This window comes from Microcoleus sp. BM001215392 (assembly GCF_036700185.1).
Classification (GTDB): domain Bacteria; phylum Cyanobacteriota; class Cyanobacteriia; order Cyanobacteriales; family Microcoleaceae; genus Microcoleus.
Window position 1 is genome coordinate 1 of the sequence record NZ_JAUBOJ010000219.1, and the last position, 12,273, is coordinate 12,273.

The following is a 12,273-nucleotide window of genomic DNA, read 5'->3' on the forward strand; positions in this document are numbered from 1 at the left end:
CGGGTGTTACGGGTTTGACGGATGCTGAAAAAGCGACGATCGCATCTTTAGGGGCTGTGTGCGATCGACCTTTGTAAAAATGCAATAAGGGCGATCGAATGCGATCCCCCCTAGCCCCCCTTAAGAAGGGGGGGACCGGAAGCGTTCAAAATTTCCTGCTTAAGAGAGGGACTAGAAACACTCAAAGTCCCCCTTCTTAAGGGGGATTTAGGGGGATCGAATTCGGGCGATCGGTCTTAATATTGCGATCGCTAGGACTAAAGAAACCGGGTTTTTAGCAGATTCTAAGACGGAGATGGAGATTCTCGGAAAAAACCCGGTTTCTGCCTAATTCTAGTAAACCCAATCGGCATAATATTACGGGCGATCGAACTTGTTTGTGATACAATTAATGAACAAAAGGTTGCAAGCCAAGGATTCAAATTTATGAACACCATCAATATCTCCTTGCCTGATTCCGTGAAAGCCTATCTAGAAAAGCAGGTCGCTAGTGGCAATTATAATAACATTAGTGATTATATCTGGGAGCTAATTGTTCAAGACCAAAAGCGTAAAACAGCGAAAGAACGTGTCGAAGAACTTTTACTAGAAGCTTTGGATTCCGGTGAAGCGACTCCCATGACTGATATAGATTGGGAACAAATTCGGCAAGCTGTACGCAACAACGTCGCTCAAAAGTAAAGTTATAATGACTGATATCCGACAATATCAAATTAAAGAATTTAAAAGTTATCTGATATTCTATCGCTCAGTGGAAACAGGTATTGAGATTTTGCGAGTGTTGCATGGGATGCGAGATTTGGAAGCGATTTTAGATGAATATTTAGAAGATGAGGAACTGTGAAAGGTCGATCGCACTTCAAGAAACCGGGTTTTTCGGAGATTTAAAGCTGCGACGGAGATTTTGGTAAAAACCCGGTTTCTGCCTGATTTCATAAATCTGTTGTGGCAGAATTTGGCGGGCGATCGACATTCCCTGTGATACAATTATTAAAATAGCGATCGACCTACATTCTCGTTCCAAAGCTTTACCTGGAAATGCCGATCGCACAATTCTGCCTCAATAGTTCGATTTCGACGCCTTAACAAACATTTGCCCTCCCAAAAAACGCCAAAACAAAGGCAATTTCAAGTAAACTTTTAAAAGCCAGGGCGAGGCCGGCCGCCCTTTCGTCGAAAACGGTAAAAATCTCGGTATCATTACATCAACTTTAAACCCGACAGTTTGTAAAAGCTCTTGCAGCGATAAATGTGTAATCGGTAATTGATGGTCGATAAAATCGTAGTATTCCTTGTAAGAATATTTAAAATTTGGCTGAATCACCAAAAGTGAACCGCTAGGCTTCAGCGCATCAAAGCAAAATGAGATGATTTCTACAAGTTCCTCTTTGTTGCGGAGGTGTTCAAAAAAGTTAGAGATAAAAATGCGATCGAACTGTTCGGTAAAAGAAGTACGATCGTCTAAGTTAAGCACATCAATATTCAGCACCTTGACATCGGCATCAGCAAATAACTTGGAATCAGGATTCAGGTCAATTAAACATTTTTCGCCCGCCGTAATTTGATTTATAAATTCGCAGTAACCGCCGCCAATATCTAAAACTGCCGATTCTGGAGGAACATAATTTTGTAAAAATTCGTCAATTAAAACCTTCCACAGTGCCACCTTGGCTTGCATTTGTCGGGAATCAAATCGGTTGGCATACAATTTTTTGAGATATGTGTCAGTTTTCATAGTAAGATAGCATAGACTGAGTATGAGTTTATCACGCGATACAGCCAACTATGAATGTTATATCTACCGAAATACCGGACGTTCTGATAATTGAGCCTAAAATTTTCGGAGACGATCGCGGTTTCTTTTTTGAGAGTTTCAATCACCAAGCTTTTGTCGAAAAAACAGGTGTGACGGCAGATTTTGTGCAAGACAATCATTCCAAGTCTTCTAAAAATGTGCTGCGCGGTTTGCACTACCAAATGCAGCAGCCTCAAGGTAAATTGCTGCGGGTTGTGGCGGGCGAAATATATGATGTGGCGGTGGATATTAGAAAAACTTCGCCGACTTTCGGACAATGGGTGGGCTGTTTTCTGAGTGCAGAAAATAAGCAGCAACTTTGGGTGCCGGCGGGATTTGCTCACGGTTTTTTAGTAGTATCAGACATTGCTGAGGTTTTGTACAAAACTACAGACTACTATGCACCGGGACACGAGCGGTGTATTGTATGGAACGATCCTGATTTGGCGATCGCCTGGCCGTTAGATGGTGCCGAACCAATTTTATCACCGAAAGACAAAGCCGGACAAACCTTGAAAAAAGCTCAAGTGTTTTAGATCATGAAAATTTTACTCGCAGGCGCTAGCGGACAGCTAGCTCAAGAATTGCATCCCATACTATTATCTGTGGGAGAGGTCATTGCAGTCGATCGCACTTCCGTCGATTTATCCCAGCCCGAAACCATCCGTCAAGCAATGGCTGACATTCAACCGGATGTCGTCGTGAATGCCGCTGCTTACACTGCGGTGGACAAAGCCGAAAGCGAAGCAGACTTAGCCCACGCAGTCAACGGTATCGCACCCGGAATCTTTGCAGAAGAATGCGAGAAACTGGGAGCAAGTTTAATCCACTTTTCCACTGATTACGTATTTGATGGTAGCAGCGGTTCTGCTTATCTCGAAACAGATTCTACAAACCCATTGGGAATTTACGGGAAGTCCAAATTAGCAGGCGAGGAAGCAATTAGAAAAGCGGGAAACCGACATATTATTATTAGAACCGCCTGGGTTTACGGTAACGGCGGTAAAGGCAACTTTGTCAAAACTATGCTGAGATTGGGCAAAGATAGGGAAGAACTTCGGGTAGTAGCAGATCAGATTGGAAGTCCAACTTCGACGGCAGATTTGGGGGCTGCGACTGCCCAAATCATCCCTCTGCTTGGGCTAGAAAGTTTTGGGACTTACCAGTATACTAACAGCGGTGTTTGTAGTTGGTACGATTTTGCGATCGCCATTTTTGAAGAAGCAGAGAAACTCGGCTTTCCCCTCAAAATTAAGCGCGTAATTCCTATCACCACCGCCGAATATCCCACACCCGCAAAACGTCCCGCTTTTTCTGTACTTTCCACAGTAAAAATATCAGCACTTCTGGGAACCTATCCTCCCCACTGGCGGCAAGGGCTCAGAGAAATGCTAGCAAGAGAAATGAAGTGACAAATTGAGTAAACCTCAAAACGCGAGGGCGGGTTTTGTTTGGGAATTATCTGTTATAAGCTTTACTGCGTTTAGTTTTGTATCTTTGGGGCGCTGTTTATGCCCCGGAGATCCCCCTAAATCCCCCTTAAGAAGGGGGACTTTAACAGCATTCTTGTTCCCCCCTTCTTAAGGGGGGTTAGGGGGGATCGGGTTTAAGCCGCAGCATCAATTTAAAATCTCCTGCGAAATCAATGAAAGTCAAGCAACAATCTATTTTAATTGCCGCATCGGTGCTCGGCATTCTCATACCAGCTTCATATATTTTGTACTTGATATCCCAAGCGGGTGACTTGTCTAATTTTGATTATTGGTGGATGACTTGGAATTTTTATTCAGTAGACGGTTTCTCGACAAATCCTTTTAATTGGATATTTCGGGCGAATGAGCATTTTGTCTTGATTCCGGCAATTATCTATGGCTTGAATATTATTGTCACCCAAGGTTCAAATATTGGTTTATGTTTGATTGCTTGGTTTTTGGCTTGGATTCAGTGCTATGTCTTGATTGCTTTACTACCTTTAAGATTAAGGAATTTTCCACTACAATTTATCTCAGTCATCCTGTGTATTTCTATTTTTAATTTTACTCCGGCGGCGGCACACAACTGGATGCGGGGATTCAGTGGCGTCCACTGGATTATTGCTAATTTATTTGTAATTTGTTCGATATTTTGTTTGCAATCCTATGTTAATTTATTATTAAATAGCAGAGAGGCAGAACCTTTAGGTATTCATTCCCAGGCAGAGATGGGGAATGAGGGATGGGAACAAAACAAGTGGGTAATTGGTAGTATTGTTTTTGGGATTTTAGGCTGTATTAGTTACAGCACTCCTTTGGGTTTGTGGCCGATATTGTGTGGGGCTGCGATTGTGCTGCGGTTTCCTCGGCGGATAACTTATTTGTATTTTGCTGCTTCGATTGCGGTGATTGGTATTTATTTTTTAACTTACAAAACTCCGTCCAATCATCCTTCTTTAACTAAAATCAATCCGCTGAAAACTCTCGAATATATTCCGATTTATCTCGGAGGTATTTTTAGCGAAAATATTATTGTTGCGTCAATTATTGGTATAATTGGCTTGATTGCTGTAACGGGTTTTGTCGGTTATTGGCTGTTGGCAAAAAAGTCTGTGCAGCTTGGCTATCCCGTAGGGAATCGCCCAAATTGGCTGCCTTGGCTGTCCATCCAATTGTACACCCTGCAAACGGCTTTAATGGCCGCAGTTAGCCGATCGGGATTTGGAGTCGAACAGGCCACCGCTTCCCGCTACGCCACACTCCCAGCTTTGTTTTGGATGAGTACAATTATCCTCACAGTGCTTGCGGTGCGGGAGTTGCAGCCCACACCGAGAATCCAAGGACGATGGCTGACACCGCTGTTTGCAGTCGTGACAGCCGCCGTGATTTTAATGTACGGGGTGGGCGGCGAAACTGCAATGGCGATCGCCCGCAGAGCCACCTATCAACCGCTAGTAGCACTATCATTGCAATTAGGCATCACCGACATCACCCTAATTAAAGAAAGAGTAGGCAACAAACCAGGCGCATTTGTCGGATTAATCGACGCCCTAAAAACTAACAATTTAGTACCATTCAATCGAGATATCAAAAAATACAATTTTTGTGCGGCATTAGATACAAAAATAAAACCAAATTTATTGTCATCACCCAAAGACGGAGTACCCGGATATTTTGATACAATCACCAAACTCGCGCCCAAAGCAGCCAGAGTAATTGGTTGGGTAGGAGATCCCGAAAATCATGTAAAATGTATTGTCATTCTCAACCAAGAAAATGTAGTTAGAGGTTTCGCCATGTCAGGATTTCCCCGCCCAGACTTAGTTAACTTGTTTGGCGCTTCCTATAAATCCGCAGCTTGGAGAGGATACATTCAAACATCACCAACCGATAAGTTACTGACAGCTTACGCTTCATTTACCAACCGCGAAGGTTGGGTAGCTTTACGGAATTCTCAAGTAATCAATCAAGACGGTTCAGTTAAGACTGATCCCCCCTAGCCCCCCTTCCCAAGGGGGGAACAAGACAATGCTCTTTCGTCCCCCTTGGGAAGGGGGATGCGAGGGGGATCTCCGGGGCACAAGCAGTCTTAACCCAAGCCTATTGAGTTATCAATAATACTTACAAAAATCGCTATGCAAAAAGACCTCAGCTTCGTAATTCCGGTTCATAACGAAGAAGCAACGCTCAAAATGCTGTTTGAAAAAATTAGCATTGTCATGTCCCAAACAGGAATTGACAGTTACGAAGTCATTTTCATAGACGATGGTAGCCGCGATGCTTCTTGGCGGGAAATCGCCGATTTAGCCAGCAAATATCCCAAACTAATTAAAGCGATTAAAATGCGCCGCAATTTTGGCAAATCCTCCGCACTTTCAGCCGGATTTCGCAATGCGGCCGGAAAAATTATCTTTACTCTCGATGCAGACTTGCAGGATGACCCCGCAGAAATTCCAAAATTCTTACATCATTTAGAGTTGGGATTTGATTTAGTTTCCGGTTGGCGAAAAAAGCGCAACGACCCGCTTTCTAAAACTTTACCTTCCCGGCTGTTTAATGCAGTTGCGTGTTTGCTGACTGGGGTGCAAATGCACGACATGAATTGCGGTTTCAAGGCTTATCGCCGGGAAGTTTTGCAGTCAATTAAATTATATGGGGAATTGCACCGCTACATTCCGGCTTTAGCAAATAATTTAGGTTTTAAAATTGGCGAAGTAGTTGTCGAACACCATCCGCGCAAACATGGTAAATCGAATTACGGCTGGGAACGCTACGCGCGGGGTTTTATTGATTTGTTGACGGTGTTGGCGACGACGCAGTATTTGCACAAACCAGGTCACTTGTTTGGGGGTTTGGGGTTGTGCTTTGGCTTGGTGGGTACTGTTTCGCTGAGTTATTTGATTGTGATTTGGTTTCTGAATTTGGCGGGGATGCACTTTGGGCCGATCGGCAATCGACCTTTGCTATTTTTTGGGATTTTGTGTACAATTCTGTCGGTGCAGTTGATTTCTTTGGGGATTTTGGCTGAGTTGATTGCGCGGAATGTGGCTGCTGATTATGTGGATAAGCAGATTTGTGAAATTATTGATGATTCGGGTTTTGATATTTAACTGTTTATATTATGATGTTTGATCGTTCGGACTTTAGTCCTCTGATTTTGAAGAAGGACTGAAGTCCTTACTACTAACTTAATAAGGACTGAAGTCCTTACTACTAACTTAATAAGGACTGAAGTCCTTACTACGAACCTGTTTTATTTGGGATTTTAAAGATTATCCATTTGCCTTGTTTATCTACTATTTCTCCTTCAATGTTTGGATGCCAATCGCTGCGAGTTAGGATATAATCCGCTTTATAATGTCTGGCTACTTTGACTAAATCTGAACTGCTGCGCTGGCTGAATAAGTCACTTCCTCCCCAAATCATTTGTGGGTTTAAGGGAACTCCTAAAATAGCTTCCATGCGATTTTTCCACTCTTTGATGCCTTTTTCGGTAAAGGGAAAGTTCTTAAAGTTGACTACAATCGCCCTTTCTGAGAAAAACTGGAAGCTGGTAACTGATGGTGGAATTAATAGCAGGGAATCGCGGCTGCTATTTTTGGAAAATCGCACGGCTAATCTGCTTAAGTCGTCCTTGGGAACCGCATTTATATTCACTCTTGTTTGAAATACGTTTAATATAGGTTTGGGCAGAATTCCTGCTACTCCAAAAACTAATGTGCAGGTCGTTACGCAAGCTAAGCTATGAGTTACAGTCTGTTTTATAGATGTAGTGACTGATGTTTTTTCTAGGATACATGGGAATGCGAGGATTGAAAACAAGACTGGGATGCCCATTATACGATCGCCAATTATTTCCCATGAATCAGTCAGCGGATATGCTAAACTTAAAATCAAGGTTCCTGCTGCTAAAATCCACAACAAAACATTGTAGCTTTTGGGAAACGCATAATTTTTAGTTTGCCAAACTGCGAATCCTAAGAAAATCATACCTCGAAAAGGTAAAGTTAGTATAGATAGCACCAGCAAGCTAACAGGTATTTGTTTTTCTTTTTCAATCTCATTTATACTTAGACAAACAGCAATAAATATAATTAATTGAGCGAAAGGTACAGTTCTAGCTAATTGCAGTTTGGCGATGAAAGCCAGCGGGTAAACTTCGACAAATATGTAGTTTAACAGCAGCGCCAAAATTGATGTGCCAATAATGATGTAAAAGTTAACTTTGTCAGATTTTCGCAGTAAACTTAGATTGTTGATGCACAATAAGCCGCCAACGATAAAGCAGATAAAGTTAAACCAATTTCCAACATCCCAATTAGACGGGAGGATGTGGTGGGGGTTGCGGACTTTGGCGTGGATGAACACAAACTCGGCATTGTCGATAGTTTGAGTGCTGGTAGTACCTGTCAATAGCATGGGTACATATACTATACTTGCCATTGCTGCTAAAAGTGCGATCGCCCAAATCAACTTTTTGAACTGTCGCTTTCTTACAGATTCTATCACTAAAACGGGAACCATCATCAATCCCGGCAATAAACCGACTAAAAATTGCAGCAGACAAGCCAGCCCAAAACAAAAATATCCCCTCAGCCATTTTTGCCGCAAACTAAAATAAATTCCCCAGATAGCGAAACCCATCGCAAAGGTACTGGGTACCGATTTGGTGGAAAATATCAGCGTATTTCCTACATCTGTAAATGAAGCAGCTATACATAAGAAAGCTAGCCCTGCTGCGGACAGTTTGGAATTAGTATAGATGTTGATAATTGCGTAACAAGCTAGGATAAATGAACCGAATGCAAGGAATTGATAAATAAAATGCGCTAGGGGAATGCTTGTTCCTAGGCTGGCTAAAAAATAGATGATATAGTAATAGTAGTATCTCGGATTAAATTTCACCATTTCCTGAACGTAATAGTCGTTTTTGTAGAGTTCAGGATTTAGCATGAATTGCATAGGTGGAACTTCGGGAAAATTGCCACCAATGGGGAAAATATAGCCTGTTGCTATCAGGGAACCGATGATGATAAAAGTATAGAGAGATAGATGAAAATACCTGGGGAATTTTTGTTTTTTCGGCATTGACAGTTCAACTTACCTACTGACAGCTAAATTGTTAATCTCCAGTTGACATTGGTTCGTTAAATCCTGTTTATCGCTACTCAACACCTCAAGCAGCAAATAAATTGGATTTTTACCCGCAACAGATAGATTTAAATCGATCGCACTTTTTGCACCATAAGCCATTACCGCAGAATCTATCAACTTACCTTGCTTGTCCCACAAAGTCAAGCGCAGTGAAATTCCCGGACATTGCGAGTTAAGTAAATTGAGTTTGCCGGTAACTTGCGCTTTGTCTGAGATAGCACCTAAATACAAAAAAGATGTATCGAGTTGCTTGCTGTTTTTAATTGGATGAGTTACTATTTTATATAAATTACCAGATTTGCGACTGACTGAATAATTCGCACTCGTATATACAGACTGCTGCAAACTAATCCAATCTAACTGCGTACCTGGTCGATCGACTATTTGGCGCTGCATCCTCTCCAAAGTCCTAACTGCTGTCGGTATCGAAGTCAGCCGCATTCTCCGATAAAGGCTGACAGTCACATTGTTTTCCAGCTTAAACTGTTCCGGTAGCAACTGGAAATCCCGGGAAATCTCCCAGTTGAGAGTAAAAGCATCGTACACAACTTTAACAACATCTTGCTCGTGCGATCGCAAAACTTGCTCGTCACCCGGTAGCACCTGCTGAAAAGGCTCCGCAACCGCCGCATATTGCGCCTGTAACAACTCCGGTAGCGGATAAGTATCGCGAGAGTCAATTTGTGGCCTCCCGATGGTATTTAACTTCCACCAATCCTCGGGCGGGTTAACTTTGCGGTTAGCTTGCCTGAGTATATTAGCATTAAAACTGTTAGAAGCACCGACAACATAAATCGGTTCCTGATGCGGTGCTAGCTTTCGTAGAAACTCAACTAATTTTACCACTTCGCCGTAGTCCGATCGCACTAACGGCCCAAAATTACTCACAAACAATCTTGACAAATCAGCCTTGACAGGAATCAACCCGACGCCCGCATTCACAATCAAGTACAAACCCGCCGCGCCCAGCATCAAATAGCGGACTTTTCCGCGCAGAGTCAGCCAACTTGTCCAGAAAAATGCCGATAATCCCAAAAGTGCGATCGGTGTAACATGAATTGTATAGTGCAAGTAACCGTAACGCAACATTAACAGCCACTCAACCAGCGACAAAACCCCAAACAAACTAATAAAAACAGCCGCCCCAGAAACCAAAATCCCTCTCAGAATCCCCGCAGAAAAACCAATCACTACCAGCAGCCAAGTTCCCAAACCGTAAAAAGACGCATAACGAGTTAAAATATCACTAACAGGCAAACTCCAAGCCGCATACAAATTGCCGTAGTCAACAGTCACAGCACTGCGAGTAAAATCTCCAGCAACCAACATTAAAACAGTCAAGCTAGTTACAGCTATCAAACCCAATTTTACACCAGATTCAAACAATCTTATCCAAACTTTGTTTTGAATAAATTTATGTAGCACTCCTAAAGGATTTGTGGGATGGCTTCGAGCAGCGTCCCCATCATAATTAATAACCGACTTGGGATTGCTATACTGTATAATAAACTCGATGATAGCCTGTAAAGTCGCAGCACCCAAAAATGCGATCGCACTATAAGCAAAATGTCGCCGCAACAGAATCGCCGCCGCCAGCAAAAACCCAATTAACGGTACTTTCCACCAAGATTTTAGATTAACATCCTGCAAATAAACCCAAATCGCCAAAGCTACAAACACGCAGCCCCCAGTATCCAGATATCCCCGCAGAGTCGGTATCCAACTCATCGGAATCAATAAGCTCAGCAGCACAGTTGACCAAAACACCCGGCGCGGTTCGACTGGAATTAGCAGTGCAGAAATCGCCCCCAACAACAGGCGAAACGGCAACACATAAATCAGCGAAACACCCAGAATATAACTCAACCTAGATTCGCCAAACAAAAGCATAAACGGCACTAACGGCAGAGAAATTAAGAGATTTTTTTCTTTAGATAGCGACTCTATAACTTCCCGCCATGCTTGCACCGGAGACTCTCGAAATAAGTTAGCAGTATTAACTGTAGCTGTGTTGTATCCCGCGTAATCCCACCAATAAAAAGTACGTTCGCTAGATACATAAATTGACGTTACAACAACAGTCACTAGAACAAGAAATAACAGCAAAAAAATATCAATTAAAAACTTGCGGCGCCACTTAAAATCAAATAATTCCATCATTTTTGCCAACCCAAATAACTGCAAAACTTCCTCTTTCTTCCTTTCTTCCTTCGCTTTCTTCGCGCAGGCTACGCCAATGCGGTTCGTTAACTTACCTTAAAACAGTACCTTGCAAAAATCCATCCAACTTATCTGCATATTGCCGATTCGCCGCCGCACTCGGATGAATATCGTGAGGCAAATTATTATTTCCCGGTATTTTCAAATCAACCGAAATATCCACCGTAGCAATTCCATCGCGACTCAATTCCTCCAACATCTTAGCAGAACCAGCATTAATTCCCGCCACAACCAACTTCACACCATTAGCCTCAGCCACACGGTTAAACTCTTCAATAATTGCTTTAGAAACATCGTGACTTTTGTACAATCCTTCCTCAAATTGATTGTAATTAACCTCCATAAAATGCACCAATGCCGAAACCCGCATCAGCGGCCACTCGCGATATTCAAGTTTTGCCATGCTGTAACTAAAATTATTTTTGTCCTTCAGCCTCGCATCGGGCTGAAACAAAATGCCGAGTTTATTCCAAGCAGCCATCTGCTTGCTTCTCGCCCGTAACAATGTATTGCGCCTGTCGTGAAATCCCGCATAGGCAATTACCGCAATTTTGGGTTTATTTCCTTGCTTGAGTGCTTCTTTGAATTGAATAAATGAATGCAGCGTGCCGTAGCCGTTAACCCCAAAGTTAACTATTTCATACTTAGGTAATTTTTCTTGCAGCAACCACGCATAAGTTTCGGTGTCATTCAATGACCAACCGTAGGTAAAAGAACAGCCAAATATCCAAATCTCTGGTTTGTTTGAGGATTGATTGTAAGTATTGAGCGGATGTGTTATTCTTAAGCTATTATTGAGATGAGTTGCCTTAAATGAGTAATTGCCGTTAAGTGTGACCTTGAACTTTCCCGGTAAATGCTTGTATCCGAGTTCCGAGTCTTTGGTGAAAAAGTTTCCTTTTGGTTCTACCGCAACATCGACATTTTCGATTTGCCAGGGTTTGTATCCCGCAACTCGCAAGACAATTTCCGCACTCCCGACAGATATCAATATTGGGACAATTAAATAAGTTATTAATTTGAAAGCAAAATTTTTAGCTATACCTTTTTTCATATTTTAGATGTCGGTGAAAGCGATCGCCCAAAACAGCAAACAATCGCAAATCAAATCACCGCACATGATATCACAGACTGGAGCGATCGCTCTTTCTGGTTTTGCTACAAAGGCAGGTACTGGGCGCAGTTAGCTAAATCTTCAGGTTCGTTAACCTTAGCAATGATTTCCAAATCACGAATGCAATCGCCAACAGTTACACTTTTTTGCTGAGCGTAGATGACGCCAGCAAAATTTATTCCTTCTTGCGGTTGACGGTTTGCTATGGCTAAAAAATCCTCGTCTTGGGTAAAAACAACGCGCTGAAGCTCGGCTGCGCGATCGAGTATAATAGGGTCGGGCATACCTGTTCTACCGTCGTCTTGAACCGTCAGAACATCTACATCCCGAAACTGCAACCCTACCGTAATTGCCAAGTGGATATGTTCGTCCATATATAGCGCTATGCTCATTTAATTAGTCCTTGGGCACGCAGTTTCTTAGCCGCTTGAGATTCGCCAGCCTCTAAGCGCAACTTTTCGGCATAGCTTGTAAAAGTATAGTCATCTATGACATGACGTGGGAGGCACCCGGTCCCT

The 12,273-nt window shown here is 42.6% G+C and carries 12 protein-coding genes; 6 read left to right on the forward strand and 6 right to left on the reverse strand.

The features are described 5' to 3' along the window. Nucleotides 1-426: 426 nt before the first annotated feature. The gene (locus QT974_RS21295; RefSeq protein WP_333470412.1) at nt 427-681 is read left to right on the forward strand and encodes a ribbon-helix-helix domain-containing protein; all 255 of its coding nucleotides are present in this window, start codon (nt 427-429) and stop codon (nt 679-681) included. A 7-nt stretch (nt 682-688) separates the two neighbouring features. Then, on the forward strand, nt 689-844 hold the full coding sequence (locus tag QT974_RS21300; RefSeq protein WP_333470413.1) for a type II toxin-antitoxin system RelE/ParE family toxin: 156 nt from the start codon (nt 689-691) through the stop codon (nt 842-844). A gap of 15 nt (nt 845-859) precedes the next feature. Here QT974_RS21300 and QT974_RS21305 read toward each other — a convergent pair whose 3' ends face one another. Further along, the gene (locus QT974_RS21305) at nt 860-1,051 is read right to left on the reverse strand and encodes a hypothetical protein (protein WP_333470414.1); all 192 of its coding nucleotides are present in this window, start codon (nt 1,049-1,051) and stop codon (nt 860-862) included. Between the two features lie 9 nt (nt 1,052-1,060). Next, nucleotides 1,061-1,735, reverse strand: coding sequence for a class I SAM-dependent methyltransferase (locus QT974_RS21310; protein ID WP_333470415.1), 675 nt, complete (start codon nt 1,733-1,735; stop codon nt 1,061-1,063). A gap of 50 nt (nt 1,736-1,785) precedes the next feature. On the opposite strand from QT974_RS21310, the gene rfbC reads away from it, so the two are divergent. The 4 genes from rfbC to QT974_RS21330 all read left to right on the forward strand — a co-directional run bounded on the left by rfbC (nt 1,786) and on the right by QT974_RS21330 (nt 6,377). Beyond that, nucleotides 1,786-2,331 (forward strand): dTDP-4-dehydrorhamnose 3,5-epimerase, encoded by a 546-nt coding sequence (gene rfbC, locus QT974_RS21315; protein WP_333470416.1) that lies wholly within the window; start codon nt 1,786-1,788, stop codon nt 2,329-2,331. Between the two features lie 3 nt (nt 2,332-2,334). Further along, nucleotides 2,335-3,207: a dTDP-4-dehydrorhamnose reductase gene (gene rfbD / locus QT974_RS21320; RefSeq protein ID WP_333470417.1), complete on the forward strand. Its 873-nt coding sequence runs from the start codon at nt 2,335-2,337 to the stop codon at nt 3,205-3,207. 233 nt (nt 3,208-3,440) lie between these two features. Continuing rightward, nucleotides 3,441-5,267, forward strand: coding sequence for a hypothetical protein (locus QT974_RS21325; RefSeq protein ID WP_333470418.1), 1,827 nt, complete (start codon nt 3,441-3,443; stop codon nt 5,265-5,267). A 135-nt stretch (nt 5,268-5,402) separates the two neighbouring features. After that, complete coding sequence (locus QT974_RS21330) at nt 5,403-6,377, forward strand: glycosyltransferase family 2 protein (RefSeq protein WP_333470419.1); 975 nt, start codon at nt 5,403-5,405, stop codon at nt 6,375-6,377. Nucleotides 6,378-6,507: 130 nt separating this feature from the next. On the opposite strand, the gene QT974_RS21335 is transcribed toward QT974_RS21330, so the two are convergent. The 4 genes from QT974_RS21335 to QT974_RS21350 all read right to left on the reverse strand — a co-directional run bounded on the left by QT974_RS21335 (nt 6,508) and on the right by QT974_RS21350 (nt 12,147). After that, nucleotides 6,508-8,355 (reverse strand): DUF6798 domain-containing protein, encoded by a 1,848-nt coding sequence (locus QT974_RS21335; RefSeq protein WP_333470420.1) that lies wholly within the window; start codon nt 8,353-8,355, stop codon nt 6,508-6,510. Between the two features lie 12 nt (nt 8,356-8,367). Beyond that, on the reverse strand, nt 8,368-10,581 hold the full coding sequence (locus tag QT974_RS21340) for a hypothetical protein (RefSeq protein ID WP_333470421.1): 2,214 nt from the start codon (nt 10,579-10,581) through the stop codon (nt 8,368-8,370). A 91-nt stretch (nt 10,582-10,672) separates the two neighbouring features. Then, a complete protein-coding gene (locus tag QT974_RS21345; RefSeq protein WP_333470422.1) occupies nt 10,673-11,695 on the reverse strand; it encodes an SGNH/GDSL hydrolase family protein in 1,023 nt (340 codons plus the stop codon). Nucleotides 11,696-11,799: 104 nt separating this feature from the next. After that, entirely contained in the window at nt 11,800-12,147 is a 348-nt protein-coding gene (locus QT974_RS21350) for a DUF5615 family PIN-like protein (protein ID WP_333470423.1), read from the reverse strand. Nucleotides 12,148-12,273 lie beyond the last annotated feature (126 nt).

What these genes read in the sequence shown, in the direction of transcription:
- QT974_RS21295 (WP_333470412.1), top strand. Translation starts at nt 427, where the DNA reads ATGAACACCATCAATATCTCCTTGCCTGATTCCGTGAAAGCCTATCTA.
- QT974_RS21300 (WP_333470413.1), top strand. Translation starts at nt 689, where the DNA reads ATGACTGATATCCGACAATATCAAATTAAAGAATTTAAAAGTTATCTG.
- QT974_RS21310 (WP_333470415.1), bottom strand. Translation starts at nt 1,735, where the DNA reads ATGAAAACTGACACATATCTCAAAAAATTGTATGCCAACCGATTTGAT.
- rfbC (WP_333470416.1), top strand. Translation starts at nt 1,786, where the DNA reads ATGAATGTTATATCTACCGAAATACCGGACGTTCTGATAATTGAGCCT.
- rfbD (WP_333470417.1), top strand. Translation starts at nt 2,335, where the DNA reads ATGAAAATTTTACTCGCAGGCGCTAGCGGACAGCTAGCTCAAGAATTG.
- QT974_RS21325 (WP_333470418.1), top strand. Translation starts at nt 3,441, where the DNA reads ATGAAAGTCAAGCAACAATCTATTTTAATTGCCGCATCGGTGCTCGGC.
- QT974_RS21330 (WP_333470419.1), top strand. Translation starts at nt 5,403, where the DNA reads ATGCAAAAAGACCTCAGCTTCGTAATTCCGGTTCATAACGAAGAAGCA.
- QT974_RS21335 (WP_333470420.1), bottom strand. Translation starts at nt 8,355, where the DNA reads ATGCCGAAAAAACAAAAATTCCCCAGGTATTTTCATCTATCTCTCTAT.
- QT974_RS21340 (WP_333470421.1), bottom strand. Translation starts at nt 10,581, where the DNA reads ATGATGGAATTATTTGATTTTAAGTGGCGCCGCAAGTTTTTAATTGAT.
- QT974_RS21345 (WP_333470422.1), bottom strand. Translation starts at nt 11,695, where the DNA reads ATGAAAAAAGGTATAGCTAAAAATTTTGCTTTCAAATTAATAACTTAT.
- QT974_RS21350 (WP_333470423.1), bottom strand. Translation starts at nt 12,147, where the DNA reads ATGAGCATAGCGCTATATATGGACGAACATATCCACTTGGCAATTACG.